This window comes from Pseudomonas sp. KK18, assembly GCF_037094675.1.
Lineage (GTDB): Bacteria > Pseudomonadota > Gammaproteobacteria > Pseudomonadales > Pseudomonadaceae > Aquipseudomonas.
In genome coordinates this window covers 2344169-2371096 of the sequence record NZ_CP146605.1, presented here as the reverse complement: position 1 = coordinate 2371096, position 26928 = coordinate 2344169, and the positions used below count along the sequence as shown (strand labels likewise).

Genomic DNA, 26928 nt, shown 5'->3' with positions numbered 1-26928 from the left:
ATCGGAAACGTCTTGCTACTGTTTCGCACTTTCGGCGATACAAGGCAGGTCATTATCGTGCATGACCTTACGGTTACGCTCCGTTGAGAACCTGCCTTGAACAACCACACCTGTATGCAGCCCCGTCCATCGATGCGCAGAACGCTCCGAAGCGTTGCTTGCGGCATGCTCGCCCTATTGCTCTGCACGACAGCCCTGGCAGAACCGGGCATGCCGCTTGGCCAGAAATCATTCGAAGCGTATCGCGCCGCTACCTTGCAATGGCTGCGGGACCATCGTGACTTCCAGGGCACCGACAAGGATGCCGAACTCAACTGGAACGCCCCGCAGGAATGGCGCCCGGCGGGTGCCCCCAAGCGCGGGATCATTCTCGTGCATGGCCTGGGTGACTCACCCTGGTCTTTCCACGATATCGGCAGCGCACTGGCCGCCCGCGGCTTCCTGGTCAGGACCGTGCTGCTGCCCGGCCACGGCACGCAACCGGCCGACATGCTGCAGGTACGCATGGAAGACTGGCGCCGGGTGGTGGACGAACAGGCTGCGATCCTTCGCGCAGAGGTAGGAGAAATCTACCTCGGCGGCTTTTCCACCGGCGCCAACCTGGTACTCGACTACGCCTACAAACACGACGACGTCGCGGGGCTGCTGCTGTTCTCTCCCGCGTTCCAGTCCAGCATGACCTACGACTGGCTGACACCCCTGATCAGTTGGGCGCGCCCCTGGCTGCTGGCGCCAGACGCCAGCCGGCCACAACAGAGCCTGGTGCGCTACATGACAGTGCCCACCAACGGTTTTGCCCAGTTCTACCGCAGCAGCCGGCTAGCCCGCCAGGACCTGGAGCGGCGCCCCTATGACAAGCCGGTATTCATTGCCGTCGCAGCCCACGACTCAGTACTCGATACGCACTACGTGCTGGAGACCTTCCAGCAACGCTTCAGCAACCCCCATAGCCGCCTCGCCTGGTACGGCGCATTGCCAGAGAGCGCCTGGGATACTCGCCGTGTAAAAGCGCGTACCGACTACCTGCCGGAGTTGCGGATCAGCCAGTTCTCCCACATGGGGTTGCTGTTCTCACCCGACAACGCTCTGTATGGCGAACAGGGCAGCCTGCGGTTTTGCTGGAACGGCCAGACGGACGACGCAACCCGCGCCTGCGAACAAGGGGCCGACGTGTGGTATTCGGACTGGGGCTACCGTGAGCCGGGCAAGATGCACGCGCGGTTGACGTTCAATCCGTATTTCACCTGGCAGCTTGGGGTGATTGACGAGGTCCTGGGCAAGCAGGACCTGGCGAGTCATTAAACGGCAAATCCGGTAAACCGCGTTTATCCCGCGACGCCCAGGAACGGCAGCGCCAGGTACAACTTGATCACGATCGCATTGGTGATATCGATGAAAAAGGCGCCCACCATCGGCACCACCAGAAATGCAATCTGCGATGGCCCGAAACGCTGGGTCACCGCCTGCATGTTCGCAATGGCAGTTGGCGTGGCACCGAGCCCGAAACCGCAGTGCCCCGCCGCCAGGACCGCCGCGTCATAGTTGCTCCCCATCACCCGGAACGTCACGAAAATCGCAAACAGCGCCATCATCAACGCCTGCGCAGCCAGCAGGATGAAAATCGGCAGGGCCAGCGCGGCGAGGTCCCAGAGCTTGAGCGACATCAATGCAATCGCCAGAAACAACGACAGGCTGACATTCCCTAGCACCGAGACTTCGCGCTCGAATACCTGGTGCCAGCCCAGCGCCGACAGGCCATTACGCAACACCACACCGACAAACAAGACACACACAAACGTCGGCAGCTCAAAGGCCGTGCCCTGGATAAAACCGCTGAGGAACGTGCCCACTTGCAGGCTGATGGCGAGCAGCGCCAGGGTCTCGATAAAGGAGAAGGAGGTGATCATGCGCTCTTGATTCGGCTGCTCGAACCCTTTTGGCCCTCGCGGTTGTACCGGCGCCAGGGCGGGCGTCTGGACGCGCTTGATCAGCAGGCGAGCGACCGGGCCGCCAATCAGGCCGCCGAGCACCAGGCCAAAGGTCGCGGAAGCAATGGCCAGTTCGGACGCCGACGCCACGCCATACTTCTCGCTGAACACCGCGCCCCAGGCCGCGCCGGTCCCGTGCCCACCCGACAGCGTAATGGAGCCCGCCAACAACCCCATCAATGGATCGAGCCCCAGCGCCTTGGCCAGCGCAATCCCCATCGCGTTCTGGACCACCAGGAGCGCCGTCACCACCAGCAGGAAAATCCCCAGCACCCGCCCGCCTTTCTTCAGACTGGCGAAATCCGCATTCAAACCAATGGTGGCAAAGAAAGCCAACATCAGTGGCGTCTGCAGCGACGAATCAAACCGGACCTCAATGCCAGCGAGCATACGCAGGACCAGGAGCAGCACCGCCACCACTAAACCGCCGGCCACCGGCTCCGGAATATTGTAAGTGCGCAGGAAACCGACTCGAGCGACCAGCCCGCGCCCAAGTAAAAGCACCAGGGAGGCGGCGACCAGCGTTGAATAGAAGTCGAGTTGAAGCATGGGGCAGCTCTCTGTAGTTATTTATGACGAATCGGGGCAGGCCTATCGATCCTTCGGAACAACACAGGAAGAGTAGTAGTACGACGCCATCTTTAACCTCGGAAAAGTCCTAACGTTGCCGAACGGAATCCCCAGGACGTTCAGGCGAAAGACTTGCGAAGCACTATCAGGAGGGGGCGACGGAAAGATGATCAAATGCGTGGAGGTCGGCGCCGAATGGCGCGCTGAGATGAGAGCCTTGCAAATCGCAGGCAACAAAAAAGGGCCCACCTTTCGGTGAGCCCTTCTAGACCGCCCAGCAGAGCGGATTTTGTTTGGAAGGCGCGATTGGACTCGAACCAACGACCCCCACCATGTCAAGGTGACCCCGGAACACGCGCAAGCATATGATCTGTAAAGGAAAATACTGCTCTTCAGCGCCATCCAAATACGCTATTTCACCTTATAAGAATCAATAACTTAGCGTTGTATATTCCTACAGTGGTTCCCCTCTCCGGCGTCCCTGCCGAACGAACAAATCCATTTTGATCCGAGCCTCAGTCAACTGTCGGGAATGATGTGAACATGAAGTGCTGCGATATATCATTGTAGGCATTGGGATTTGCAGTGCTCTCTCCTCCAGCCAGAATGGTGAACGTCCCCCTGGAGGTGCCATCAGTTTTTTGTTGCAGTGGAATTGAAGGCAGGGCAAATGATTGTCGAATTCCTGCGCGTACAGGCCATGAGGCCCACATTCCACGAGTAGTTGCACCAGTTATACCGTTCACGTACACGCGCAGATCCGCTCTGTTTTTTCCGGAATTTCTTACAGCTGTTACCGTATCTGAATTAGTACCAGCGTTAGTTATCCCTGTTGCACTTAGTGCAATAGGCATCCACCAATCATACTGCTGAAGTGCAATTTTCTTCGAGCCGCACGTTAGTCCGAGGCACTTGGATACAACCTCTGCGATGTACTGGTGACCCAGAACGCCAGGATGCGCGCCATCAGAAAACATCTTTAAATCATGTATCCTATACTTATCACTTGAAAACCCTCCAAACTTGTTAAACATGTCCGGAAATGGAATATATACCCCATTAGTTTGTTTGGCCAGCCGTTGCAATTGGCGCCTCGTAACATCATTGCCAGGCTTATTCCAAACAAAGTCAGGCACGATAACTGGAACATCATATGCAATTGAATACTTTACAATCCAATCTATTCTTTTTTTAAATTCCGCATAATATGTTCCTTTTTTTGAGTTTTCTCCACTATCATTATATCCGAGCGCGCAGATGAACATCGCGCTTCCGCTCATCAATCTGGCAATGGCATTCTCATCAAGCCAACGCAATCGCCTACCGGAATTTGAGAAATTATTGACAACTAGTTCGCCTTCTTTTGCCACATAACTAAAACCACATAGCTCAACTATTCCTGCTGAGGTCGTAATGCACTCCACTTTGCATGAGCCGGATCCGTCGTCTAAAGCCTGTACAGCAATATAATTAAAGGGCTGACGGACACTTGCATCAGTGTCTACAGCAGCAACTACTTCGCCATTCACCTTAACATCAAAAGTCCCGCCGCCAGGCATGCCAATATACCAGACCAAAACGACTCTTTGAAATGTAGGAATTTTCGTAGAGATAATATTCCCTACTAAAGTAGATCTCCAAGAAAGACCCTGAGGAACATACTCGCCGTTAGATCCATTATGTGGAATCCAGTGGATTGACTCACCATTTATGCTCGTCAATAAAACATCATGTATATCTTGTGAAAATGTATCACCCGCCCCCAACTCCAGCAACGGTACAAAACCGTAGCCAGACACTTCAAATTCAGCATTGATCATTCTTTTGAATATGTTTACCCAGCTATTACGATATAGATCACCGGCGAATGCACCATGGCTTATCGAATCGCCCAGCACGCAAACAGCTGAAGTCGGTGAGGCATTAGCCCTCACCCGAGAAAGCATGGAGGGCACCAACGCTCCCAGTTTCAATAGACTTGAATAGGACTCCGGCGATGCACTCCAGCCTCCTTTTGCAGAAGCCCCAATGGCTTGCGCTGCTGGCGTGGAAAGCGCCATCAATGCTGTGCCTGCTTTCATAAAGCCACGCCGCGACAATACCAAAATGCCACCCCCCCAAAATGTTGCGGGAGTATACATACGCAACGAGCTAATTCAACATCGGCGCCGGCCAACTTTTCATCCCCAGTACCAGGGTTATTCACCTGGACAGGATTGGCGGAATTTGCAGTGACGGCCATCGGGTAAGGTAACCGGGCTTATTTACTTCCGCATTGATACTTTCTTTGCGTATGCCTGGCATGCCCGCAGCGCGATCACGGCGTTATCCCCGTCGTCGGTGATGGTGATAATTCGTTGAGCATGCGCTGGGTCAAGTTGGGCTCGACGGATTGCATGAACCACGCCGACGGCGCCGGGGGGGGCAGGCACGTTGCAGCCACTGGCTGAATCCGTGGCGTCGAGAAGGACTGACAGCCGCACATCAGCAGTAGCAAGACGGTCACGCAGCAGAGCCTGGTTGCGCTGGGCATCGGATAATTCCTTGGTGTGGTGTTGGTCGGCGGCGGCCAGTTGCTGCTCGATGACTAGGCGCTTGTCTTGCTCGGTCCGTGCCTGGGTGGTGGCGGCATTGGCGGCCGGCGTTCGGGAGGATCTGCAGCAGCTGCTGCTCAGTGATCGGCATGCTTTTCTCCAGGCAATAAAAAACCGCTCAAGGCGGCATCGGTGTTCGATTGCGGATCAGCCCGCGACGGGCTCGACCGTGACCGGCAGCGGGTACCGGGCTTTGATGGCGGCGACGGACGCAAGCCAGGCGGCATAGTCCGGTTCGCGGCCCTGGCTCAGCGCGTCGTAGTCAGCATCCAAGCGCAGCGGGTCGGATTCGGACAGGTAGGCCGCACGGCGCAATGACAGCGCGGTGTCGAGGTCTGCTTGCAACTGCTCAGTCTGGCGCTGTTCGGCGGTGATCATCTTGCTGAAGTCGATATTGCTCATGCTGGCAGGCTCACTTTTCCGTCAGGTGGATCGATGATGTCCGCGGGGAACCGTGCCGAGACAGATGCCTCCGGGCTGCACGGGAACATCAGGGTCAGGACCAATTGCCCGTTGATGCGCGTCACATCGCTGGCCAGGACATCGCACTTCACCGCCTCAGCCGGGAGCGTGGCGCCTTCTGGGAGTGCGCTGAAATCGAAGCGCTCGCCGTCGATGGTGAGCACATCCCCGCGCCGCACAATCGTCAGCGCTTCGCTCGGGTCAATCGGGGCATAGGGTGACAACTTGATCTTCATTAGAACCACCGTCCGATGCAGAGAATTTGTGTGGTGCCGATCGTCTGCGGTGTTGCGCCGTTTCTGTAAACGATCCTGACTGTGTTGGAGTTCACGGAGTAGGAGGTCGTAAACCCGTAAGTATCAAACGTCGACGTTGGAATGCCGGTCGCAACTACCGAGAACGCCGAACTTGCGAACTGAGCAGCAATTTGCATGTTGCCGAAGTCCTTCAGCTGGTTGGCCGTCATATCAACGAGGGTCGTCACCAGGCGCTGGCAGATCATCGTGCCGTCGGCAAACTTCACGTAGGTGCCGTTTGCGTTCGACCCAGACTCAAACACGGCGCCTGTCGGCACGCCGCCGACCTGCGAAACAGGGCCAAGCAGCGCAGCAACTGCGGCAGACCCCAAGCCGAGGCCGTTGCGTGCTGCGGCCTGTGTGCTGCCCCCGGTGCCGCCTTTCGCCACGGGCACGATGTTTTCCGTGGACACCGAACCCAGGCCGGCAAGTGTTGCGCCCCATTGCTGAATCATCGCCCGGGCTTGGTCGGCCAGATCCTTTGTATACCCCTGCACTGGTGTCAGCGCATAAACGCCGGCGCGTTGGTGGCGCTTCGATAGTTTGGCGTGATGGAAAGCGCGGTATTGCTTGCGATGTTGGTGATTTCGTACCACCCACCATCAGGCCCAAGGAAAGCATCCCCTAAAGCTGTTGAAGACGCCGACCTCGTACGTCGGCTTTTTTGTGTCTGAAATTCAGGCTGCCTTCACCGACGCATCCATCACGTCCAGGCTCTGCCGAACGTGATTGATCTCTTGGCGGATCAGGCTCAGAGGGTTGGCAACTGACCCGGGCGTGCAGCGTAAAGCGCCAAGAACAGTTATCCAGCGGGAGAACAAGCCGAAAGGCCCGCGGCTGGAAGAACAATTGAATCAGGTCGGCGACTGACGCCAGTAGCGGGAAACCGACCAGCAGAACATTTCACGTCAGCGCCTGAATCGGGCGCTTTCGGAAGCCAACTGAATAGCGGCTATCGACGCTTACCCATGCCCGGCGCTCCACCGCTAACGATCTGAACCCATCCTTTAGGCATGGATCGATGCGGAGCGGAGCTCAGATGAGTTTCGTCTATGTCTTTGGTGCACGCCGGGCAAAGCGTAGGCGGTTGTTGCCATTGGATATGAATTGAAAACTTGCTATCACACCGCCAACAGACCTTTCGGACCCATTTCGACTCTGAATCCTTGATTGAAGGCTTCGTTTGCTTTGGTGGTGAAGCTAACTTCGGTTTTTTAGCTGTCTTGCTGGCTTTTTTTGCCTCTTTGATCGCCGATCGAGCGGCCTTACGACTCTGCTTCGTGCCCTTTTGCTTTGCGACTTCTCGAAGTTCGATAATTTTGTTGAGTCGCGCAAACTCCAAGCGAAGGTCTCTGGTTAGGTCATCAAGCTCATAGTCAGCCTTATATGCCAACGACCGGACTACACCTTCTTCGATTTCCTTGCGCTTGCTGGCAGCGCGATCAGAGAAATATTGCTCAGACTCTTCGCTGAATCCATCCCGAGACATGTGCGGCGCAGTCTCACCCTCGCCGGATTTTCTTATGAGCTTCAATCGCTCGAGCTTATCGCCATCCATGTGGAACCCCGATCCCTGACCATATCGGCAGAGTAGCAATTAGCTGGTACTGAGCGCCAGGTGAGTGATTCTAGTGACGAGGTGTTGACCGAACTGGCGAATGACCTGGTAAGCGGCGCGAGAGACACCCACAGATTTACTGATGCCGCTTCTATGAGGCGGCATTGGAAATCAACGGAGGGCAACACGATGACCGATGCAGCAGCAACACAAACGAAGTGCACGTACTGCGGCAAGCCAGCCGAAAAGGTGGTGCGCCGCAACATTCACGACCGCACTCGCGACCCATACACCAATCGGCAGGTGCTTCGCACTCGAGAGTTGTCGTTTTGCAGCGCCGAGCATGCAAGCAACTACCAGATGGGCTGCGAAGGCTGACGGACCTTTTCACTGATGCCCATCCAGAGCGGTGGGCATCGGGAAAATAACCGGAGCATGACCATGAACAAAGAACAGATTTACGACGCTCAGATCAGCCCGCTCATGCGGCAGGTCATTGCGATCTGTAAGGAACACGGCATCGCGATGATGGCGAGCTTTTCCATTGGTCACGATGGCGAAGGCCCGAACGGTGAAGACTGCTCGAATTTGACGTGCAACACGTTGCTGCCTGATGGAGCTGGCGAGCCATACTCTGTTTTTGCACAGGCGAACGCATTGATCCGCCGTAATGGACGGCCGGCTCCGCTGACGTTCACCACGGAACACGGCGACGGCTCCAAGACCATGACGGCAGTTATCTGAACAACCAGCGCCACGATAGCCTGTCGTTAAATGCCCGGTCACCTGCATGACAAAATTTTCGTACTTTATGGAGCCAATACAATCTAGTAGCTTAGAACTGAAATCCTAAACGTGAAACGGCATACCGCCGCTACATGATGAACACCTTAAGGTCTCGTAGAATGAGTGTGACAAAAAATTGGCTGAGGCTGTCCTTTGCGCTTTTGTGGCGCGCGTTTCTATTGTTCCAAATTTTCGGTTTGGTATTTGGTGTACTGCTTGGAAAACTCCTACTGCCGAGCTCATTCGTCATATTGATTAAGCCTACAATTTTGTACGGATCATTAGCTCTGGTAGTAGTTATCGCTGAAGCCGGATTCAAGCTCAATCTACTTCAATGCATTTTCGGAAAACGTTTAAATCTGTCAAAACCACAATGGCGCATGTGTGCACTTTCACTGGCGTTGCTTCTCGCAACTATGGCAGTGTTGAGCGTTGCGGTCGCTTTTTCCACGCCATTTGATTTTTGGCTTTACTACAAAGTTTTCGGCAGTCCGGTGATATTTGTTGCTGGCATATTCGCTATTTCTTGGATTGCCATCAGCAAGACCAGCATTCACCAGTAATCGCACCTCCCCTAGTGGTGGCTGACCGCTCTGAACAGGGCCTCAGCTCCACCATTCCTACAGCAATGCATTGAGGACTCCCTGTCCTCTCATATCAATCCGATTTTTCGGATTCCCACCTCTACCCGTCAGCACTCCTCCCCCGCGCCCATCGGCAACCAGCGGGAGGCATGAGTGTTGACGAATACAGGTGAACCAACGAACGGAGAAAATCATGGCCAAGAAGGTTGGCGTAAAAACCAGGAGCGCCCAAATCGGCGTTCGAATCAGCCCCCGCGCTAAGTACATGCTCGATGTAATGGGTCGCATCCAGCGCAGAACAATGAGTGGAGTTATCGAATCGGCTCTTTTGGCTTATGCCAAGTGCGACGAAGAACGCTTAGCCGACCAGACATGGTCAACGGATGAAAGCGAACGATTGCTCAACCTTTACCTAGTAGCGCCTCACCTCCTGTCATTCGACGAAGAGATTGAGGCCAAGCGGCTAATCGCAGCCAAAGCAACCGCCTAACCCCAAGCAATGGAGGCCGCCAATCGTCAATGATCTCTGGGTCGAGATCGATGCCCGCAGCGCCGGTAACGGTGGGCGGCACCCGGCGCCGGTTGCGGTCAGCTTAGGCTGACTGTGCGATGAGAGCCTTCCAACGATGTCGGACGCCAACCCCGCAGGTGCGAGACACCTAGCATAAGGTATGCGTTCTCACTTCTTGGGGAGGTAGTACGAGCACATATCTGGAAGCTTAGATACGACGACAGAGTTGCTCATATTGAACGCCAACGATTGGATTTTTGCTTTGGAAGCTGGATCAGCTTTGACTCGGCGAACTTCTGCTCTAAGCGACTCGGTCGTCTCCGGATCGCTATTTAAAGCGTTCTCAACGCTGCTATTCGAATCTGGATTGGCCTTGACGCAAAGGCTTTCAATGGCCAGCAAATTGACGGCGTTTTCGGTGTCGTCCTCTGCTGCGCTTGCCAAGGTACTTGCGACCGAGGAAACGCTCAATAGCAGAAGCGCTGCAGTAATTCGCTTTAAAAACATCATTGATCTCCCTGAAAAAACTGAAATTTATCATAGCGCTATTGATTGACGATTTTCCAGTTTTCCCCCGCATAGACACCTCCCCACCCACTACCAACAACCTTACCGGTCAGGTGCCCGACAGACCTATTTATGCCGGGATTCAAAGACGGCCACTTCAAATACGTCGCTTACACCGACTAACCCACCCAGCCGCCTCGGAGGCGACCATGAACGCAGCATTGAAGATATGCCAGGAGCGTTACGACGCTCAGTTGCCTCCAGAGGTCAGCGAGAGCGACGAGGTGACGGACTGGCTTGAGCATTCGGCGGAGCGCCTGGTGTGCGGCGTCGACATCAAGTGGAAGCGCCGCTACGGCCAGCCGCAGGTGGTGACGTTCGACCGGTTCTGCACTGTCCTGCAAGGCCATCTGAACCAGCGCCAGATCGACGGCCTGGACCAGCGCGATTCGTTTGCCCGCCTGCTGCTGTCGGCAATGCTCGGCAGCCAGAGCGATGCCCGCGCCCACGCTGCCGACTTGCTGGGCCAGCAGCGTCCGATTGAGGCGGTCGAGAAGATCGCTGTGGCGCTGCTGAGGCCCTATGCCGAGGACGCTGTAGCGGCGGAACGGGAAGAGCGCGAAGACGATGTGGATGCAGACCTATGAGCCCTCACATCCTGATCGATGAGGCGCTGGAGGCCCTGGAGCATCCCAGCAGTGAACCAGGCGCCCAAGCCGTCGTGGTGCGGATGATCACCAACATGCTCACTGGCGACGCAATCACCGTCGAGGAGTTCAACCATTACTGCCAGCGGCTGCTGAAGATCACCACGCAGCGCAAGGAGGACGCATGACCACCGCACCGGTTAAATCGCTAATCGACGAGCAGCTCGACGACGTGGAGGCCAAGCTGATCATGCTGGGCTTCGGCCTCCCCTTCAATGAAGTGATCGGCCAGCCGCGTGAGCGTGCCGTGGCCACCCTGCCGAAGCGCCTTACAGCAACCATGAAGGGCGGGCGGATCGCGGTGAGGGTTCGGCCGTGACCACCCGCCAGCGCACCAGGCGCCTACTGATCTGGCGCGGCTCTTTCTCTGCCCTCTCCGTCTGCACCTTCCTGATGTTGCTCAGCGCCCTCGCTGACCGAATCACCCAATAACCAACACCTTCAATCGCTGCGAGCATCGCGGCAAGGATTCCCCATGTCGACAAACATGCAGATCTGGGAAAAGGTCAGCACGACCGACACCCGCTACACCAAAGCTGCCGAGGTTGGCGGACAGAAGATCACCAGCCTGAACGGCACGGCGATGATCATGAAAGCCACGGAGATATTCGGGCCTGTCGGCATCGGGTTTGGGTGGTCAGTCATGGAGGAGCGCTTCGACGCAGGCTCAGAAATGGCTAGCGGCGAAGGCGACAAACGCCTCGTACTGGGTCGAGAGCTCAACCACACCATCAAGATTCGCTTCTGGTTCGAGCTGGACGGCAAGCGCGGCGAGATCGAGCAGTACGGCTGCACTCGCTACCTCTACAAATCGAAGTTCGGTACGACAACCGATGGCGAGGCGCCGAAGAATCGCTGACCGATGCCATCAAGAAATCGCTATCTATGCTCGGCTTCAGCGCCGACGTGTTCCTGGGGATGTTTGACGACGCGGAGTACGTCAATCAACTGAAGGACGAAGAGCTGATTGAACACGCCGAAGACCAGGAGGCCGAGAGGGCTCGCCAGCAGCAGGAGCGCCTGGACTACATCAAATCGGTTATCGACACGATGGCCGGAGCCCAGTCCCCCCAAGAGCTGAAAAAGATCCATGACGTTGCGGTACGCAAACTCACTCTGCGCAAGGACACCAAGGGCGCCGAGCGTATCTCGCTGGAATGGAAGCGAATCACCGATGCCGATAAGGAGGCTGCAGCATGACCCAGCTCTACACACTCACCGGCAAGCTGGCCGAACTTCAAGCAATGGCTGACACCGACGACGAGGGGTTGAAGGAGGCTCTGCAGTACGCCATGGAGGAGATCCAGGGCGAGTTCGGCGATAAGGCTGAGAGCGTCGTCATGCTGAGTCGGAACATCCAAGGCGACATCGACGCAATAGACAAAGAAGTCGACCGGCTGAATGAGCTCAAGCGCATCCGGAAGAATACCGTAGGCAAGCTCGACGAGTACTTGCGCAATAACATGGAGGCCTCCGACATCAAGACGATCAGGCGACCGTTGTTCACGATCACTCTGGCTTTGGCGCCCGAAAAGGTCATCGTCGATAAAGAAGACGATATCCCGGATGACTTCATCGACACCAAAACCGTGTTCTCTCCCGACAAGCGTGCTATCGCGACCAAGCTCAAGGAAATCCGAGATCACAACGCAGCCGTAACAAAGCGTATGGCGGCCGGTGAGGATGCGGAGCACGAACTTTTACCCGAACCAGCCTGGGCTCACTTGGAGCGCGGCGACAGTTCAATCCGCATTAAGTGAGGCCCTCATGATCAGCAACTACCTCAGCCTGGTCGAGGCACTACGCCCGGCCTCGGATGAACTGGCGGCCCAGGTCGCCCGGTTTCTGGCCGGCGGCGGCCAGATCGAAGAAGCGGCGCCCATCGGGTATAAGCCCAAACCCATCACCTACAGCAACCAGATGCCGCCAGCGCTGAAGCCATTTGTTCGACGGCGGGTTGAGGCGACTCCCCTGCCCCCTGCACTCAAAAGATATACGCCAGCAGGAACGCGACGAGCTTGCCGAGCGTATTCGGGAACTGGGAGCCACGCACACGCAAACGGAGGCATCGGTTGCCTTGGGCCTGAGCCGGCGCACCCTCTACAGCTTCGCGAAGGAGTACGGCATCGCCTTCAAGAAGCCAACCCGGGGCGGCGCCAACGGCGCAGTTCGAAGCGAACAGGTTCAGGCCCGCGACGCGAAGTACGCCGAGCGGATTCGCGCCTTCCTGGAACTGGGCATCACCCGGCGCCAGTGCTGCGGCAGGCTGGCGATCGGCAACAAGGCCTTCGAGCGGATCATCGCCGCCCATGGTATCGATTACCCAAAACGATCGTAGAAACATGCCGGAAACGCTAGATTTCGAACATCGTAAACAAGCAAAACCCCATCATCAAGGAGCAAAGGAAATGCTAGAAAACATTAACGAAGCGGGTATCACCAGTCAGGTCGTCGACAATATCTCAGCACTTAAGGCACTCGTTACGGCGAGTGACGCGGTTTATGTGCTTGGATATTACGTGCCTGGAGATGGAGGTGGAGGTGTCTATCGCAGGGATCCCGACGATGTCACTACACCGGACAATAAAGGAAGCGTGATCGTTGGTGACAACGGCACTTACCGTTGGAAGCTTTGCCAAACTACGCCTTATACCCTTAAACAGTTCGGCTGCAAGGGCGACGGAATCACTGACGATACCGCCGGGTACCTGGCTTGCTTCAGCACTGGACTCCCTGTACATATTCCGTCTGGCCGATACAAGGTAGCGCCGATTGGACCGGCCGCTGTCTACCCGGAAGGGCGGGAGCCGAATCGGACCTCCGCCGTGACGCTAGGCACCGGTCAGAACGTTACAGGAGAAGGTGCGGGCTCGGAATTAATCTGGGGCAACACTACCAAGCAGGCATTTTTCAGAGTAGTTAACGCCAAGAATATTGTGATCTCGGGCATCAAATTCACGGGCGGCTACTCTGCGATTATCATCGATCCGACTGCTGATGGATCGGTTGACGATGTAGGGCTTAAAAACTGCACCCTAGATGGGCAGTTGATCGGTTTGCTCGGCGGTCGCCAGTACGCATTGGACCCCACTGGATCCAAGTACTGCTCGAATATCTGGATAGAAACCTGTGACCTTCGAAATATTGTCGTTCACGGCATGGTCGCTACCAACTGTTATCGCCCAAGAGCCACGAGTAATAACTTTGAGTCCTTCACTGGCGGCTTTTGCATAGACTTCTCCCAGGGAACTCGCGGGGGAATTATCAGCAACAACACTGGCAACAATGTTCTGCACTTCTGCAAAGTAGAGTCGTCAAATATAGGCTTGAACGGGCAACCACTACTTCCGGATGCGACAACCGTCGCAAGCCGCGACTGTCTTATTACTGGAAACAACATTACGGGAATACAGCAACTAGGCATTTTCTTTAACAGCGGCACTGACAGACTGATTGCATCTTCCAATAGCTTGCAAGGCTCGTTCACTGTCGCGATAAGCGTCGGCTCGGTCACGGGCTTTACACACGACGGCCAAATTATCATTTCGAATAACATCCTGAAGTTGCTGTCCATAAATGCCATCGGTATTAGGTCCCAGCTCAATACAGCGACACAGCCCCCCCTGATTGAAGGAAATAGCATCAGCGGAGGCTCAATTGGTATTGACTGGCAAACACCACAGGCAAGGTTTGTCGGCAACAATATTACGTCCATCAATACCGGAATCCAGATAAGCGCGGCCGTTAAAAACATCGACTTGCTTAACAACCACATTACTGCTTCCTCCGCTGTAGCGGGTACCGGGACCGCTGCATGGAAGGGGCTAAGGGCTAGAGGCAACACGATCAATGTCACGGAATGGTCGTTTTACTTAGGGACTATTGGAAGCCTTGGATTTTCTGAGTTTTTCGACAATAGCGTAATCAATCAAACCACGCGGGCCAACGGGTCGTTGTTGATCAACAATCCAAGCTCAACACGTTTCGCCATGAACACATTTAATCTTCCTCCTGCATCAGGAGGGTCAATTGTCACCATCGGCAGCGCAACAAAGTGTTCATTGCTAGGCAACATTTCTACAGTGGGTTTTAAAGTGGCCGCTCCCGATGCCACAACCACAGCCCAAACGTTGAATAACATCACGGATGCAAGCTACATCGCCTGATACTCGGACACCATTGAGGAGTGGCATCCCGATATTCAAAAGCACTGAGAAGGCCCATGCCACTACCTCGATATGGTCGATACGGTAACTGGCTGCAATCGCTCATAGTAGTAACCGTTCCTCATATCCGAGTACCGAAAAGCCTGGATCCGGGCCGACCAAATAGCAGATTGGTCAGCCCGGATCCAAGTCGATGACACAAGGTAGCCACATAGAAAAATTCACACCTGTTGCCCACGTGAACCGCATCAACAACCAGGTGCGGCAGCGCCGGCGGCAGGCATGGCTTGATTTGCCGACACATGAAATCGAAGAGGTAGGCCATGGCCAAGGACAACGCGCAGATCCAGCGGGACAAGCGCGCGAAAGAGAAGGCGCTGCTCGACCGGATCGGCGCCGAGAAGCGAACGCTGATTGTCTCGAAAGCGCTAGATGATGCGCTTCAAGTGCTGGGCGAACGTCACGATTTTGAAGAGTGGCAGGAGACGGTCTCGACGCTACTGATCAACCTGGCAGCAGCGCCCGCCGAAGAATCTGCCCGCTTCACCACCATGTCGCGACCTGTTTTCGAGGTTACTGAAAAGCAGTCACGACAGCTTGAAGAGTTCCGCAAGACCGGCATCGAACCCGAATAACCCACCCTACTCGCTGCATGACGAAAAGAAGATCGAGTACCTGGAGGTGGGCGCCGAATTGGCGTTCTGAGGTGGGAGTTTTGCAAAAGTTTTGCAAAAGTTTTGCAAATTCCAGGCAACAAAAAAGGGCCCACCTTTCGGTGAGCCCTTTTAGACCGCCCAGCAGAGCGGATTTTGTTTGGTAGGCGCGATTGGACTCGAACCAACGACCCCCACCATGTCAAGGTGGTGCTCTAACCAACTGAGCTACGTGCCTGCTGTGAGGCGGCATTCTACGGAATTCCCGAGGGGTGTCAACACCTTTTTTGCAGCTAAGCCTATGAATATGCGAATTTTTTATTTGTGGCCAGCACAACGGTATTTTCCGGCGGCTGGCAGCGGATTTTCAACTCAGGTAGGATCGGCGCACTCGTAAAAAATATAAAACAGAGGTTCCAGGATGGCGAACACCCCCTACCCCCAGTCGTATTACGCCGCGTCTGCGAATGCGGTACCTCCTCGCCCAGAGCTGCAAGGGGAAGTTGAAACCGATGTGTGCGTGATTGGCGCCGGCTATACCGGCCTGTCCAGTGCGCTGTTCCTGCTGGAAAACGGCTTTCGCGTGACAGTGCTGGAAGCTGCCAAGGTAGGCTTTGGCGCGTCGGGCCGTAATGGTGGGCAGATCGTCAACAGCTACAGCCGTGATATCGATGTGATCGAGCGCAGTGTCGGCCCCCAGCAGGCGAAATTACTCGGCGACATGGCATTTGAAGGCGGCAGGATCATTCGGGAGCGGGTGGCCAAGTATCAGATCCAGTGCGATCTGAAGGACGGCGGTGTATTTGCGGCACTGAACAGCAAGCACATGGGCCACCTGGAGTCGCAGAAGCGCCTGTGGGAGCGCTACGGCCACACCCAGCTGGAGCTGCTGGACGAGCGGCGCATTCGAGAAGTGGTCGCCTGTGACAACTATGTGGGCGGCCTGCTCGACATGAGCGGCGGGCACATTCACCCGCTGAACCTGGCGCTGGGCGAAGCGGCAGCCGTGGAGTCCCTGGGCGGCACGATTTATGAGCAGTCGGCGGCGACTCGCATCGAGCGCGGCGCCAATCCGGTAGTGCATACGGCGCACGGCAAGGTCAGGGCCAAGTTCATTATTGTTGCAGGCAACGCTTATCTGGGGAACCTGGTTCCGGAACTGGCGGCCAAGTCGATGCCATGTGGTACGCAGGTGATTACCACCGCGCCACTGGGCGATGAACTGGCGAAGACGCTGCTGCCGCAGGATTACTGCGTCGAGGACTGCAATTACCTGCTGGACTACTACCGCCTGACGAGCGACAAGCGCCTGATCTTCGGCGGTGGCGTGGTGTACGGCGCGCGTGACCCGGCGAATATCGAGGCGATCATCCGGCCGAAGATGCTCAAGGCCTTCCCGCAGCTCAAGGACGTGAAGATCGACTACGCCTGGACCGGCAATTTCCTGCTGACCTTGTCGCGCCTGCCGCAGGTTGGTCGCCTGGGGGATAACATCTACTACTCCCAGGGCTGTAGCGGCCATGGCGTGACGTATACCCACTTGGCGGGCAAGGTACTGGCGGAAGCGCTGAGAGGCCAGGCAGAACGTTTTGATGCGTTTGCCGGCCTGCCGCACTACCCCTTCCCCGGCGGACAACTGTTGCGCACGCCGTTTGCGGCGCTGGGGGCATGGTATTACGGGTTGCGGGACAAGCTGGGATTCTGACCCCGGACCACGGGGCTGGCTTGCCGGCCCCTGTACTTGCCGCCCCGGCACCCCATCGCAGACACAAAAAACCCCGGTCTCTCGACCAGGGTCTTTGCTATCGATCCAACCAAGCCAGCGGCTTGCTTTGGCGTCTCAGGGCGTTCAGTGGGCCCTGGAACAGATATGGCGCAGCGGACGGGACTCGAACCCGCGACCCCCGGCGTGACAGGCCGGTATTCTAACCGACTGAACTACCGCTGCGTATCGCTCAGACTGCTGAAGTGTCACCTTCAACCGCCTTCAAACATCTGATTGACCAACCTTGGCTGTTCAATCTCAAATCTGAAACATCAGACCTGGAAAATATGGCGCAGCGGACGGGACTCGAACCCGCGACCCCCGGCGTGACAGGCCGGTATTCTAACCGACTGAACTACCGCTGCGCGTCGGTGCAACCTTTAACGTTGCGTCTTGCCCTATGGCAAAACTCTCAAGAAGTGGTGGGTGATGACGGGATCGAACCGCCGACCCTCTGCTTGTAAGGCAGATGCTCTCCCAGCTGAGCTAATCACCCTTTGCTTCGTTGAGGCCGCGAAATTTACGCAGGTAGCGGACCTAAGTCAATAGCCTGCTTGAAGTTTTTCTGAAAAAGACAAAATGGCTTCAGGACCGCGACCCGCCCTACTCGGTGTAAATCATCTTCTTGCTCATGCCGCCGTCGACGACGAACTCTTGCCCGGTGACAAACCCGGCATTGCGCGACAGCAACCACGCCACCATCGCCGCTACGTCTTCCACAGTGCCTACCCTGCCCGCCGGGTGCTGGGCGTGATCCGCATCCGTCAGCGGCTCGGCACGGCGTGCAGCCGGGTCACGGGCATCGATCCAGCCCGGGCTGACGGCATTGACCCGTACTTCCGGCCCGAGGCTGATAGCCAACGCGTGGGTCAGGGCCAGCAAACCGCCCTTGCTCGCCGCATAGGCTTCGGTGTCCGGTTCCGACTGGCGTGCCCGGGTCGACGCCAGGTTGACGATGGCGCCGCCGTGGGCCCGCAGGTAGGGCGCACAGTGCTTGGCCAGCAACATGGGACCACTGAGGTTCACCGCCAGTACACGATTCCAGTAAGCCAGGTCGAGACTTTCCAGGGTGATATTGCGCGGGTCGGCCACGGCGGCATTGCACACCAGCGCATCCAGGCGCCCGAACTGGCCAAGTACCTCGGCCACGCCCTGGGCAACCTGCCGCTCATCGGCCACGTCCATGGTAATAAACCAGGCGTTGTCGCCGAGCACCTTGGACACCTTGGAACCGCGCTCACGGTCCAGGTCCGTCAATACCACCTGCCAGCCTTCGCTGATCAACCAGGCGGCAATCCCCAGGCCGATGCCCCGCGCCGCGCCGGTCACCAGCGCGACCCGCCCGTTACTGGCGCTCGCCGCCTCCATGGACCACTCGATCACAGGGCAGCCAACCCACGGGCCAGGTCGGCCTGCAGGTCAGCGACGTCTTCCAGGCCCACGGCAATGCGGATCAGGCTGTCACGAATCCCGGCAGCTTCACGCTCCTGCGGCGCCAGGCGACCGTGAGAGGTGGTGCTTGGGTGAGTAATAGTGGTCTTGCTGTCACCCAGGTTGGCGGTGATGGAGATCAGGCGAGTCGCATCGATAAAGCGCCAGGCGCCCTCTTTGCCGCCCTTGACCTCGAAACTCACCACGGCGCCGAAACCACGTTGCTGGCGCTGGGCCAACTCGTGTTGCGGGTGGCTCTTGAGGCCGGCGTAGTGGACCTTCTCGATACCGTCCTGTTGCTCCAGCCACTCGGCCAGGGCCTGGGCGTTGGCACAATGGGCCTTCATCCGCAGGCTCAGGGTCTCCAGACCTTTAAGGAAGATCCAGGCGTTGAACGGGCTCAGGGTCGGGCCGGCGGTGCGCAAGAAGCCCACCACTTCCTTCATCTGCTCGCTGCGGCCGGCAACCACGCCACCCATGCAACGGCCCTGGCCGTCGATGAACTTGGTGGCCGAGTGCACAACGATGTCTGCGCCCAGCTTCAGCGGCTGCTGCAATGCAGGGGTGCAGAAGCAGTTGTCGACGATCAGCATCGCGCCCTTGGCGTGGGCCACTTCGGACAATGCGGCAATGTCCACCAGCTCGGCCAACGGATTGGACGGCGACTCGACGAACAGCAATTTGGTGTTGGCCTTGATGGCCGCGTCCCAGCCGGACAGGTCCGCCAGCGGCACGTAGTCGACTTCAATACCAAAACGCTTGAAGTACTTTTCGAACAGGCTGATGGTCGAACCAAACACGCTGCGCGATACCAGGACGTGGTCGCCGGCGCTGCACAGGCTCATGACTACCGCGAGAATCGCAGCCATGCCCGTGGCAGTGGCGACAGCTTGCTCGGCGCCTTCCAGCGCGGCGATACGCTCTTCGAACGCGCGCACGGTCGGGTTGGTGTAACGCGAATAAACGTTGCCTGGCACTTCACCGGCAAAACGCGCAGCGGCGTCGGCCGCAGTGCGGAACACATAGCTGGAGGTAAAGAACATCGGGTCACCGTGCTCACCTTCCGGGGTGCGGTGCTGGCCGGCGCGCACAGCCAGGGTATCGAAAGCTACGCCATCGAGGTCGCTGTCCAAGCGACCGGCATCCCATTCCTGACTCATGCTCTACTCCTCAACTCGAATGCTTTATCAAAGATACAAAACCGGCCCCTCAGGGCCGGTGTCTACTCAGTTGTTGTACAGGTCGATGATCGCGCTGACCGCCTGGGTCTTGATCTTCGAGGAATCGTTACGGGCCTGCTCGATCTTGTTCAGGTAGGCCTCGTCGACATCGCCGGTGACGTACTTGCCGTCGAACACCGCGCAATCGAACTCCTCGATCTTGATCTTGCCACCACCGACGGCTTCGATCAGATCCGGCAGGTCCTGGTAGATCAGCCAGTCGGCGCCGATCAGGTCCGCAACGTCCTGGGTCGAACGGTTGTGGGCGATCAGTTCGTGGGCGCTCGGCATGTCGATGCCGTACACGTTCGGGTAACGCACGGCAGGCGCGGCGGAACAGAAATAAACGTTCTTCGCACCGGCTTCGCGGGCCATCTGGATGATCTGCTTGCAGGTGGTGCCGCGTACGATGGAGTCATCCACCAGCATCACGTTCTTGCCGCGGAACTCCAGCTCGATCGCGTTGAGCTTCTGGCGCACCGACTTCTTGCGCGCAGCCTGGCCAGGCATGATGAAGGTACGGCCGATGTAACGGTTCTTGACGAAGCCTTCGCGGAATTTCACGCCCAGGTGGTTCGCCAACTCCAGCGCAGCGGTGCGGCTGGTGTCCGGGATCGGGATAACCACGTCGATGTCGTGATCCGGGCGCTCGCGCAGGATCTTGTCCGCCAGCTTCTCGCCCATGCGCAGGCGCGCCTTGTACACCGAAACACCGTCGATGATCGAATCCGGACGCGCCAGGTAGACGTGTTCGAAGATGCACGGGGTAAGTTTCGGGTTCAGTGCGCACTGACGGGTGTGCAGCTTGCCGTCTTCAGTGATGTAGACCGCTTCGCCCGGCGCCAGGTCGCGAATCAGGGTAAAGCCCAGCACGTCCAGGGACACGCTTTCGGAAGCGATCATGTACTCGACGCCTTCGTCGGTATGACGCTGGCCGAACACGATCGGGCGGATGCCGTGGGGGTCGCGGAAACCGACGATACCGTAGCCGGTCACCATCGCCACTACCGCATAGCCACCGACGCAGCGGTTGTGCACGTCAGTCACGGCAGCGAACACGTCTTCTTCGGTCGGCTGCAGCTTGCCGCGCTGGGCCAGCTCGTGGGCGAACACGTTCAGCAGTACTTCGGAGTCCGAGTTGGTGTTGACGTGGCGCAGGTCAGATTCGTAAATCTCCTTGGCCAGTTGTTCAACGTTGGTCAGGTTGCCGTTGTGCGCCAGGGTGATGCCATAGGGCGAGTTGACGTAGAACGGCTGGGCTTCGGCCGAGGTCGAGCTGCCCGCTGTCGGGTAGCGCACGTGGCCAATGCCCATGTGCCCGACCAGGCGCTGCATGTGGCGCTGATGGAACACGTCACGCACCAGACCATTGTCCTTGCGCAGGAATAACCGGCCGTCGTGGCTGGTCACAATACCGGCAGCATCCTGGCCGCGGTGCTGGAGGACGGTTAGCGCGTCATACAGCGCCTGATTCACGTTCGACTTACCGACGATACCGACGATGCCACACATGCGACGCAACCCCTACTTAATGAATCTTGACTGAACACAACTTACTGAGGCGTTTTGGCCGGCAAGAGGTGTTCCTTGAACGGAAGATCAGCGGGTACGCTGATCCCGCTGGCCAGCCACTGACTGCTCCACCCCAAAATGAGGTTTTTGGACCAATCTGCAACCAATAGAAATTTTGGCACGAGTACCGACTCCTGCCACCACGAATCCTGCTGTACCGGCCCCAGGCTCAACAGCCCGACCGCCACGACCACCAGCAAGCCGCCACGCGCGGCGCCGAAGGCCATGCCGAGAAATCGATCGGTCCCGGAGAGGCCGGTGACGCGTATCAATTCGCCGATAAGATAATTGACCATTGCCCCCACCAACAACGTGGCGATGAACATGATGGCGCAGCCCGCGATGACGCGAGCCGAAGGTGTCTCGATGTATCCGGCCAGATAGACAGACAATGAACCGCCGAACATCCAGGCTACAACTCCTGCGATGATCCATGTCAGCAGCGACAATGCTTCTTTGACGAAGCCGCGGCTCAGACTGATCAAAGCGGAGATGGCGACGATTGCAACGATCGCCCAATCAACCCAGGTAAATGGCACAGTTCAGCCTACAGACGGATAAGGCGGCGCATTTTAGCAGAGCGCTGGGCTATCGGTAAGCTGTGATTGGCAGTGCATTTGAAATCAATGAGTTATAGGGGAAACCGGCCTGTTGCGGCACACCCAAAACACTTGTGGGAGCGGGCGTGCTCGCGAAGGCGGTGGGGCAGCCAATAAATCTGCTGACTGATACACCGCTTCGCGAGCAAGCCCGCTCCCACATTGACCGCATTCCAGCTTGAATCCTTGCAGCCTCAGCCTTTTTCGGGCTGGAAGCGAACCACAAAACCCTTGAGGTTCTGCTGGCGATCCAACAGGTCCCGCAGGCGATCGGCTTCAGCCCGCTCGATCAGCGGCCCGATGAATACCCGGTTCTTGCCATCGGCGCTGCGGATATAGGCGTTGTAACCCTGGGTGCGCAGCTTCTTCTGCAACGCATCAGCACTTTCGCGGTTAGCCAGGCTGGCCAGCTGGATCGACCAGCTGATCGGCAAGCCATTCGGGTCAATACGGCTCTGGCCCACGTCCGGCTTGCCCGGTGCCGCAGGTTGCGGGGCCACAGGTTTTGGTGCTGGCGCCGGCGCCGCAGGCTTCGCAGCAACTGCAGGAGCAGCAGGCGCAGGCTTAACCACCGGCACGCTCGGCTGCACCGGCATCGACGGCGCTTGCTGTGCAGCCACTTCGTCATCGGTCGGCACCGGCTCTTCTTCCGGCAGCGCTTGCGGCTCGGGAACCACCACCGGCTCAACCTGAACCTGAGGCACCGCAGGCGCCTGGGGCGCAGCTGGCGCTTCAACGGTCACTTGGCGCTGCTCATCCTGACGGGAAAACAGCATCGGCAGGAAAATCACCGCCAACGCCACCAGGACCAGGGCTCCAACCATTCGCTGCTTGTATGCGCTATCCAGTAATGCCATGTGCAGCTTCCTCCGTGGAGTTCCGGGCCAACCATTCGAGCGCCTCGGCAACACAATAAAATGATCCGAACAACAGAATCTCATCCTCAGGCGTCGCAACCGCGCACTGGGCTTCCAGGGCGGCTGTCACGCTTGCATGGGACGTCACGGACGCGCCAAGGTTCTGCAAGGCAACCTGCAACTCGATGGCAGGACGACTGCGGGACGTATCCAGCGGTGCAACCGCCCAGGCCTGGACGTCGCCCAGCAAGGGTGCAACCACGCCGTCCAGGTCCTTGTCGGACAACAACCCGAACACCGCGAGGCGGCGACCGGCGGGCGGCGTGCGTGCCAGGCGCCTGGCCAGGTATTCAGCGGCGTGAGGGTTATGCCCCACATCCAGCAGCAGGTTCAGGCGCTTGCCCTCCCAGTCGAACGTGCGCCGGTCAAGGCGCCCCACCACGCGAGTAGCCTGCAACGTAGCGGCAATCTGCTCGGCATGCCAGGGCAAATCCAGCAACAGGTAGGCTTGCAGCGCGAGCGCGGCGTTTTCCATCGGCAGGTTCAGCAGTGGCAAGTCGCGCAACTCGACGGTTTGACCGCGCGCGTCAAGCCCGCGCCATTGCCAGAATTGGTCGCCAATCTCGAGATTGAAATCACGCCCGCGCAGGAAGAACGGGCAATCCAGCTCGCGCACCTTGTCCAGCAAGGTATGCGGCGGGTCCAGGTCGCCGCACAGTGCAGGCTTGCCCTGGCGGAAGATCCCGGCTTTTTCATAGGCCACGGACTCACGGGTGTTACCCAGGTAGTCCGCATGGTCGACACCAATACTGGTAATCAGCGCCAGGTCGGCATCCACCACGTTGACCGTGTCCAGACGCCCGCCCAGACCGACTTCCAGCACCACCACATCCAGCTGCGCACGCTCGAACAGCCAGAACGCCGCCAGGGTGCCCATCTCGAAATAGGTCAGGGAAATCTCGCCACGCCCGGCATCAAGTGCGGCGAAGGCTTCGCAGAGTTGCTCGTCAGTGGCTTCGACGCCATTGAGCTGCACCCGCTCGTTGTAGCGCAGCAGGTGCGGCGAGTTGTACACGCCGACCTTCAGGCCCTGGGCTTGCAGCAAGGCCGCGACAAAGGCGCAGGTAGAGCCCTTGCCGTTGGTGCCGGTCACCGTGATCACACGCGGCGCCGGCCGGCCCAACCCGAGGCGGGCCGCTACCTGTTGCGAGCGCTCCAGGCCCATGTCGATGGCTGACGGATGCAACTGCTCAAGGTAGGCGAGCCATTCGCCCAGGGTACGTTGGGTCATATGTTTGCAGGCACCGGTGGCACGACAATCGGCTCGATTTTAGGCGCGACGTACACAGGTGTCGGCAGGCCCATCATTTGCGCCAGCAGGCTACCCAGGCGCGGACGCAGTTCGCCGCGCGGAATGATCAGATCGATCGCGCCGTGCTCAAGCAGGAACTCGCTGCGCTGGAAACCTTCCGGCAGTTTTTCGCGAACGGTCTGCTCGATAACACGCGGGCCGGCAAAGCCGATCAGCGCCTTCGGCTCACCGACGATCACGTCACCCAGCATCGCCAGGCTGGCGGACACACCGCCGTAGACCGGGTCGGTCAGCACGGAGATGAACGGAATACCTTCTTCGCGCAGACGCGCCAGTACCGCGGAGGTCTTGGCCATTTGCATCAGCGAGATCAGTGCTTCCTGCATCCGCGCACCGCCGGAGGCGGCGAAGCAGATCATCGGGCAACGGTTTTCCAGCGCGTAGTTGGCGGCACGTACGAAACGCTCACCGACAATGGCGCCCATCGAGCCGCCCATGAAGGAGAATTCAAAGGCCGAAACCACCACCGGCATGCCCAGCAGCTTGCCGCTGACGGAAATCAGCGCGTCCTTTTCACCGGTCTGCTTCTGGGCCGCGGTCAGGCGGTCCTTGTACTTCTTGCCGTCGCGGAACTTCAAACGGTCAACCGGCTCCAGGTCAGCGCCCAGTTCGGAGCGACCATCGGCGTCGAGGAAAATATCAATGCGGGCGCGGGCGCCGATACGCATGTGGTGATTGCACTTGGGGCAAACGTCCAGGGTCTTTTCCAGCTCCGGGCGGTACAGCACCGCGTCGCAGGATGGGCACTTGTGCCAAAGACCTTCAGGAACCGAGCTTTTCTTCACCTCGGAACGCATGATCGAAGGGATCAGTTTGTCTACTAACCAGTTGCTCATGCTTTCTTTCTCCAGTACCGGTGGCTTGAACACAGCCCCGCGTATGCCCTTGAGCTAAATTCATATGTGGCGATGACACAAACTGGACGGGGTCAGACGTTCGACCAGCCATTTCCTGCCTGTGCCCTCAGCCTTCCAGACAACCTGCCGTGCAGGGTTGCCACTTCATTTCCGGGCCTCCCACAGGCGGCGCCGGGCTGTTTTACACAGTGGTAGTTATGGACGGCGGCAGACTGCCAGCCGTCACATCGTCCCGCTGCTGTCGCGCACGGCCTGCATGAATGCGCGAATCCTTGCGTGATCCTTGATGCCCTTGCCCTGCTCTACCCCGCCGCTGACGTCCACGGCATACGGCCGAACCTGCTGGATGGCACTGGCCACGTTGTCCGGATTCAGGCCGCCCGCGAGGATAATCGGCTTGCTCAACCCCTCGGGAATCAACGACCAGTCAAACGCCTCGCCCGTACCACCGGGAACGCCTTCGACGTAGGTGTCGAGAAGAATCCCGCGAGCCCCGCCATAGGCAGCGCATGCCGCAGCAATATCGTCCCCGGCCTTGACCCGCAGCGCCTTGATGTACGGGCGCTGGTAGCTCTCGCACTCGTCCGGACTCTCATCGCCATGGAACTGCAGCATGTCCAGTTGCACGGCGTCGAGGGTTTCATTGAGCTCGCAGCGGCTGGCGTTGACGAACAACCCCACGGTGGTCACGAACGGCGGCAACGCGGCAATGATCGCCCGCGCCTGCAACACATTCACCGCCCGCGGGCTTTTGGCATAAAACACGAAACCGATGGCATCGGCCCCCGCCTCGACCGCCGCCAACGCGTCTTCTATGCGGGTAATCCCGCAAATCTTGCTGCGAACGGCAGACATGTCGATGAAACCTCAGGGCGTGTCCGGGAAAGTCCCGGATGGTAACAAATGCTTTTGAGGGCGTCAGCCGCCAAGTTCGCTGAAACCTGTGAGGAAGTGTGGCCCGATGAATCGCTGGGGCAATTCGAACTCGTCGCGGTACTCCACATCCACCAGGTACAGGCCGAACGGATGCGCCGTGACGCCGCCGGTACGGCGAATCCGGCTTTCCAGGACTTCCCTGGCCCATTCCACCGGGCGTTCGCCGGTACCGATGGTCATCAGCACCCCGGCGATATTGCGCACCATATGGTGCAGGAACGCGCCGGCGCGGATATCCAGCACGATCATCTTGCCGTGGCGCGTCACCCGCAGGTGGTGGACTTCCTTGATCGGCGACTTGGCCTGGCACTGCCCGGCACGGAACGCGCTGAAATCGTGGATACCTACAAGATGCTGGGCCGCCTCGGCCATGCGCTCGGCGTCCAGCGGGCGGTGGTTCCAGGTGATTTCTTCGTTGAGATGGGCCGGGCGGATCTGATCGTTGTAGATCACATAGCGATAACGCCGGGCGATGGCCTTGAAGCGCGCGTGAAAGTCCGCCGGCATCACCTTGGCCCAACTGACGCTGACGTCGTGGGGCAAGTTGATATTGGCGCCCATCACCCATGCCTTCATCGAGCGCTCGGCCTGAGTGTCAAAGTGCACCACTTGCCCGCAAGCGTGCACGCCGGCGTCAGTACGTCCGGCACACATCAGCGACACCGGTGAGTCGGCGACTTTCGACAGGGCCTTCTCCAGGGTTTCCTGCACCGTCGGCACACCGGAGGCCTGGCGTTGCCAGCCACGATAGCGCGAGCCTTTGTATTCCACGCCCAGGGCGATTCTGAAAAAGCCTGCGGCCGCCATTTCGGCGGCCGCGTTATCTATATTTGCCAAGAACTGAGAGCCTGATGAGTTGCGCAAAGGCGGCCATTATAAGGCCGCGCGCCTGGGACGCCATGGATTTGGTGCCTGGATGGCAAAACGGCAGCCCGAA

At 58.1% G+C, this 26928-nt stretch carries 29 protein-coding genes, 4 tRNA genes and 3 pseudogenes; 15 read left to right on the top strand and 21 right to left on the bottom strand.

The window, feature by feature from the left end; all coding sequences use genetic code 11:
- Window positions 1-210: 210 nt before the first annotated feature.
- Window positions 211-1302: an alpha/beta fold hydrolase gene (locus V6607_RS10780; protein ID WP_008438736.1), complete on the top strand. Its 1092-nt coding sequence runs from the start codon at window positions 211-213 to the stop codon at window positions 1300-1302.
- Window positions 1303-1325: 23 nt separating this feature from the next.
- Here the strand turns inward: V6607_RS10780 and gltS are convergent, their stop codons facing one another.
- The 8 genes and pseudogenes from gltS to V6607_RS10740 form a co-directional block, all read right to left on the bottom strand.
- Complete coding sequence (gene gltS / locus V6607_RS10775; RefSeq protein ID WP_008438737.1) at window positions 1326-2537, bottom strand: sodium/glutamate symporter; 1212 nt, start codon at window positions 2535-2537, stop codon at window positions 1326-1328.
- Window positions 2538-3073: 536 nt separating this feature from the next.
- Window positions 3074-4639: an SGNH/GDSL hydrolase family protein gene (locus V6607_RS10770; RefSeq protein WP_134326079.1), complete on the bottom strand. Its 1566-nt coding sequence runs from the start codon at window positions 4637-4639 to the stop codon at window positions 3074-3076.
- A 183-nt stretch (window positions 4640-4822) separates the two neighbouring features.
- Window positions 4823-5170: pseudogene (locus V6607_RS10765) on the bottom strand (lysis system i-spanin subunit Rz); the annotation flags it as partial.
- A gap of 129 nt (window positions 5171-5299) precedes the next feature.
- Window positions 5300-5554 carry a hypothetical protein gene (locus V6607_RS10760; RefSeq protein ID WP_102605130.1) on the bottom strand — a complete coding sequence of 85 codons (255 nt, stop codon included), beginning with the start codon at window positions 5552-5554 and terminating at the stop codon, window positions 5300-5302.
- A complete protein-coding gene (locus tag V6607_RS10755) occupies window positions 5551-5850 on the bottom strand; it encodes a hypothetical protein (protein WP_102605131.1) in 300 nt (99 codons plus the stop codon). Before V6607_RS10755 ends, V6607_RS10760 begins: the two co-directional genes overlap by 4 nt.
- Window positions 5850-6506: a phage tail protein gene (locus tag V6607_RS10750; protein ID WP_134326078.1), complete on the bottom strand. Its 657-nt coding sequence runs from the start codon at window positions 6504-6506 to the stop codon at window positions 5850-5852. Before V6607_RS10750 ends, V6607_RS10755 begins: the two co-directional genes overlap by 1 nt.
- A gap of 81 nt (window positions 6507-6587) precedes the next feature.
- Window positions 6588-6662, bottom strand: a pseudogene (locus tag V6607_RS10745) (Rha family transcriptional regulator); the annotation flags it as partial.
- 200 nt (window positions 6663-6862) lie between these two features.
- Window positions 6863-7468 (bottom strand): hypothetical protein, encoded by a 606-nt coding sequence (locus V6607_RS10740; RefSeq protein ID WP_102606482.1) that lies wholly within the window; start codon window positions 7466-7468, stop codon window positions 6863-6865.
- Between the two features lie 189 nt (window positions 7469-7657).
- Here V6607_RS10740 and V6607_RS10735 point away from each other — a divergent pair, with 189 nt between their 5' ends.
- From V6607_RS10735 to V6607_RS10675, 13 genes and pseudogenes are all read left to right on the top strand, one after another.
- A complete protein-coding gene (locus V6607_RS10735) occupies window positions 7658-7846 on the top strand; it encodes a hypothetical protein (protein ID WP_003212725.1) in 189 nt (62 codons plus the stop codon).
- A 63-nt stretch (window positions 7847-7909) separates the two neighbouring features.
- Window positions 7910-8212 (top strand): hypothetical protein, encoded by a 303-nt coding sequence (locus tag V6607_RS10730; RefSeq protein WP_003212724.1) that lies wholly within the window; start codon window positions 7910-7912, stop codon window positions 8210-8212.
- Between the two features lie 161 nt (window positions 8213-8373).
- The gene (locus V6607_RS10725) at window positions 8374-8817 is read left to right on the top strand and encodes a septation protein IspZ (RefSeq protein WP_003212723.1); all 444 of its coding nucleotides are present in this window, start codon (window positions 8374-8376) and stop codon (window positions 8815-8817) included.
- 214 nt (window positions 8818-9031) lie between these two features.
- Entirely contained in the window at window positions 9032-9328 is a 297-nt protein-coding gene (locus V6607_RS10720; RefSeq protein WP_003212721.1) for a hypothetical protein, read from the top strand.
- Window positions 9329-9584: 256 nt separating this feature from the next.
- Window positions 9585-9905 carry a hypothetical protein gene (locus V6607_RS10715; protein ID WP_158244087.1) on the top strand — a complete coding sequence of 107 codons (321 nt, stop codon included), beginning with the start codon at window positions 9585-9587 and terminating at the stop codon, window positions 9903-9905.
- A gap of 160 nt (window positions 9906-10065) precedes the next feature.
- The gene (locus V6607_RS10710) at window positions 10066-10503 is read left to right on the top strand and encodes a hypothetical protein (RefSeq protein WP_003212717.1); all 438 of its coding nucleotides are present in this window, start codon (window positions 10066-10068) and stop codon (window positions 10501-10503) included.
- A complete protein-coding gene (locus V6607_RS10705) occupies window positions 10500-10691 on the top strand; it encodes a hypothetical protein (protein WP_102368932.1) in 192 nt (63 codons plus the stop codon). Before V6607_RS10710 ends, V6607_RS10705 begins: the two co-directional genes overlap by 4 nt.
- Window positions 10688-10882: a hypothetical protein gene (locus V6607_RS10700; RefSeq protein WP_003212713.1), complete on the top strand. Its 195-nt coding sequence runs from the start codon at window positions 10688-10690 to the stop codon at window positions 10880-10882. The genes V6607_RS10705 and V6607_RS10700 overlap by 4 nt, the downstream gene beginning before the upstream one ends.
- A gap of 156 nt (window positions 10883-11038) precedes the next feature.
- Window positions 11039-11763: pseudogene (locus tag V6607_RS10695) on the top strand (hypothetical protein).
- Entirely contained in the window at window positions 11760-12323 is a 564-nt protein-coding gene (locus V6607_RS10690; protein ID WP_102606480.1) for a siphovirus Gp157 family protein, read from the top strand. Before V6607_RS10695 ends, V6607_RS10690 begins: the two are co-directional and overlap by 4 nt.
- A gap of 317 nt (window positions 12324-12640) precedes the next feature.
- Entirely contained in the window at window positions 12641-12901 is a 261-nt protein-coding gene (locus V6607_RS10685) for a hypothetical protein (RefSeq protein WP_080673251.1), read from the top strand.
- Window positions 12873-14729 (top strand): hypothetical protein, encoded by a 1857-nt coding sequence (locus tag V6607_RS10680; RefSeq protein ID WP_173406088.1) that lies wholly within the window; start codon window positions 12873-12875, stop codon window positions 14727-14729. The genes V6607_RS10685 and V6607_RS10680 overlap by 29 nt, the downstream gene beginning before the upstream one ends.
- 323 nt (window positions 14730-15052) lie before the next feature.
- Complete coding sequence (locus V6607_RS10675) at window positions 15053-15364, top strand: hypothetical protein (protein WP_102606034.1); 312 nt, start codon at window positions 15053-15055, stop codon at window positions 15362-15364.
- Between the two features lie 179 nt (window positions 15365-15543).
- Here V6607_RS10675 and V6607_RS10670 read toward each other — a convergent pair.
- A tRNA-Val gene (locus V6607_RS10670) sits at window positions 15544-15620 on the bottom strand.
- 183 nt (window positions 15621-15803) lie between these two features.
- Between V6607_RS10670 and V6607_RS10665 the strand changes: the two genes are divergently transcribed.
- A complete protein-coding gene (locus V6607_RS10665) occupies window positions 15804-17087 on the top strand; it encodes an FAD-binding oxidoreductase (RefSeq protein ID WP_003212689.1) in 1284 nt (427 codons plus the stop codon).
- Between the two features lie 166 nt (window positions 17088-17253).
- On the opposite strand, the gene V6607_RS10660 is transcribed toward V6607_RS10665, so the two are convergent.
- The 12 genes from V6607_RS10660 to truA all read right to left on the bottom strand — a co-directional run bounded on the left by V6607_RS10660 (window position 17254) and on the right by truA (window position 26798).
- A tRNA-Asp gene (locus V6607_RS10660) sits at window positions 17254-17330 on the bottom strand.
- A gap of 105 nt (window positions 17331-17435) precedes the next feature.
- A tRNA-Asp gene (locus V6607_RS10655) sits at window positions 17436-17512 on the bottom strand.
- 55 nt (window positions 17513-17567) lie between these two features.
- Window positions 17568-17643, bottom strand: a tRNA-Val gene (locus tag V6607_RS10650).
- Window positions 17644-17750: 107 nt separating this feature from the next.
- Entirely contained in the window at window positions 17751-18515 is a 765-nt protein-coding gene (locus V6607_RS10645) for an SDR family oxidoreductase (RefSeq protein ID WP_003212687.1), read from the bottom strand.
- Window positions 18516-18526: 11 nt separating this feature from the next.
- Window positions 18527-19738, bottom strand: coding sequence for an O-succinylhomoserine sulfhydrylase (locus tag V6607_RS10640; protein WP_008438742.1), 1212 nt, complete (start codon window positions 19736-19738; stop codon window positions 18527-18529).
- Window positions 19739-19804: 66 nt separating this feature from the next.
- Window positions 19805-21310, bottom strand: coding sequence for an amidophosphoribosyltransferase (purF, locus tag V6607_RS10635; RefSeq protein ID WP_003212683.1), 1506 nt, complete (start codon window positions 21308-21310; stop codon window positions 19805-19807).
- Window positions 21311-21351: 41 nt separating this feature from the next.
- Window positions 21352-21909: a CvpA family protein gene (locus tag V6607_RS10630; RefSeq protein ID WP_003212681.1), complete on the bottom strand. Its 558-nt coding sequence runs from the start codon at window positions 21907-21909 to the stop codon at window positions 21352-21354.
- Between the two features lie 254 nt (window positions 21910-22163).
- Window positions 22164-22826: an SPOR domain-containing protein gene (locus V6607_RS10625; protein ID WP_087693954.1), complete on the bottom strand. Its 663-nt coding sequence runs from the start codon at window positions 22824-22826 to the stop codon at window positions 22164-22166.
- Window positions 22810-24117 carry a bifunctional tetrahydrofolate synthase/dihydrofolate synthase gene (folC, locus tag V6607_RS10620; RefSeq protein WP_134326077.1) on the bottom strand — a complete coding sequence of 436 codons (1308 nt, stop codon included), beginning with the start codon at window positions 24115-24117 and terminating at the stop codon, window positions 22810-22812. Before folC ends, V6607_RS10625 begins: the two co-directional genes overlap by 17 nt.
- Window positions 24114-25034, bottom strand: a complete 921-nt coding sequence (gene accD / locus V6607_RS10615; protein ID WP_003212675.1) for an acetyl-CoA carboxylase, carboxyltransferase subunit beta — start codon at window positions 25032-25034, stop codon at window positions 24114-24116. The genes folC and accD overlap by 4 nt, the downstream gene beginning before the upstream one ends.
- Before the next feature lie 243 nt (window positions 25035-25277).
- Entirely contained in the window at window positions 25278-25910 is a 633-nt protein-coding gene (locus V6607_RS10610; RefSeq protein WP_003212673.1) for a phosphoribosylanthranilate isomerase, read from the bottom strand.
- 63 nt (window positions 25911-25973) lie between these two features.
- Window positions 25974-26798 (bottom strand): tRNA pseudouridine(38-40) synthase TruA, encoded by an 825-nt coding sequence (gene truA, locus V6607_RS10605; RefSeq protein ID WP_003212671.1) that lies wholly within the window; start codon window positions 26796-26798, stop codon window positions 25974-25976.
- Between the last annotated feature and the right edge of the window lie 130 nt (window positions 26799-26928).

Excerpts from the sequence above, each read along its gene's own strand:
- V6607_RS10735 (WP_003212725.1), top strand. The coding sequence starts at position 7,658 with ATGACCGATGCAGCAGCAACACAAACGAAGTGCACGTACTGCGGCAAG.
- folC (WP_134326077.1), bottom strand. The coding sequence starts at position 24,117 with ATGACCCAACGTACCCTGGGCGAATGGCTCGCCTACCTTGAGCAGTTG.
- V6607_RS10725 (WP_003212723.1), top strand. The coding sequence starts at position 8,374 with ATGAGTGTGACAAAAAATTGGCTGAGGCTGTCCTTTGCGCTTTTGTGG.
- V6607_RS10705 (WP_102368932.1), top strand. The coding sequence starts at position 10,500 with ATGAGCCCTCACATCCTGATCGATGAGGCGCTGGAGGCCCTGGAGCAT.
- V6607_RS10640 (WP_008438742.1), bottom strand. The coding sequence starts at position 19,738 with ATGAGTCAGGAATGGGATGCCGGTCGCTTGGACAGCGACCTCGATGGC.
- V6607_RS10690 (WP_102606480.1), top strand. The coding sequence starts at position 11,760 with ATGACCCAGCTCTACACACTCACCGGCAAGCTGGCCGAACTTCAAGCA.
- V6607_RS10665 (WP_003212689.1), top strand. The coding sequence starts at position 15,804 with ATGGCGAACACCCCCTACCCCCAGTCGTATTACGCCGCGTCTGCGAAT.
- V6607_RS10625 (WP_087693954.1), bottom strand. The coding sequence starts at position 22,826 with ATGGCATTACTGGATAGCGCATACAAGCAGCGAATGGTTGGAGCCCTG.
- V6607_RS10645 (WP_003212687.1), bottom strand. The coding sequence starts at position 18,515 with ATGGAGGCGGCGAGCGCCAGTAACGGGCGGGTCGCGCTGGTGACCGGC.
- V6607_RS10760 (WP_102605130.1), bottom strand. The coding sequence starts at position 5,554 with ATGAGCAATATCGACTTCAGCAAGATGATCACCGCCGAACAGCGCCAG.
- V6607_RS10680 (WP_173406088.1), top strand. The coding sequence starts at position 12,873 with ATGGTATCGATTACCCAAAACGATCGTAGAAACATGCCGGAAACGCTA.
- V6607_RS10770 (WP_134326079.1), bottom strand. The coding sequence starts at position 4,639 with ATGAAAGCAGGCACAGCATTGATGGCGCTTTCCACGCCAGCAGCGCAA.
- V6607_RS10755 (WP_102605131.1), bottom strand. The coding sequence starts at position 5,850 with ATGAAGATCAAGTTGTCACCCTATGCCCCGATTGACCCGAGCGAAGCG.
- gltS (WP_008438737.1), bottom strand. The coding sequence starts at position 2,537 with ATGCTTCAACTCGACTTCTATTCAACGCTGGTCGCCGCCTCCCTGGTG.
- truA (WP_003212671.1), bottom strand. The coding sequence starts at position 26,798 with ATGGCGGCCGCAGGCTTTTTCAGAATCGCCCTGGGCGTGGAATACAAA.
- V6607_RS10780 (WP_008438736.1), top strand. The coding sequence starts at position 211 with ATGCCGCTTGGCCAGAAATCATTCGAAGCGTATCGCGCCGCTACCTTG.
- V6607_RS10610 (WP_003212673.1), bottom strand. The coding sequence starts at position 25,910 with ATGTCTGCCGTTCGCAGCAAGATTTGCGGGATTACCCGCATAGAAGAC.
- V6607_RS10740 (WP_102606482.1), bottom strand. The coding sequence starts at position 7,468 with ATGGATGGCGATAAGCTCGAGCGATTGAAGCTCATAAGAAAATCCGGC.
- V6607_RS10675 (WP_102606034.1), top strand. The coding sequence starts at position 15,053 with ATGGCCAAGGACAACGCGCAGATCCAGCGGGACAAGCGCGCGAAAGAG.
- V6607_RS10700 (WP_003212713.1), top strand. The coding sequence starts at position 10,688 with ATGACCACCGCACCGGTTAAATCGCTAATCGACGAGCAGCTCGACGAC.
- purF (WP_003212683.1), bottom strand. The coding sequence starts at position 21,310 with ATGTGTGGCATCGTCGGTATCGTCGGTAAGTCGAACGTGAATCAGGCG.
- V6607_RS10710 (WP_003212717.1), top strand. The coding sequence starts at position 10,066 with ATGAACGCAGCATTGAAGATATGCCAGGAGCGTTACGACGCTCAGTTG.
- V6607_RS10730 (WP_003212724.1), top strand. The coding sequence starts at position 7,910 with ATGAACAAAGAACAGATTTACGACGCTCAGATCAGCCCGCTCATGCGG.
- accD (WP_003212675.1), bottom strand. The coding sequence starts at position 25,034 with ATGAGCAACTGGTTAGTAGACAAACTGATCCCTTCGATCATGCGTTCC.
- V6607_RS10720 (WP_003212721.1), top strand. The coding sequence starts at position 9,032 with ATGGCCAAGAAGGTTGGCGTAAAAACCAGGAGCGCCCAAATCGGCGTT.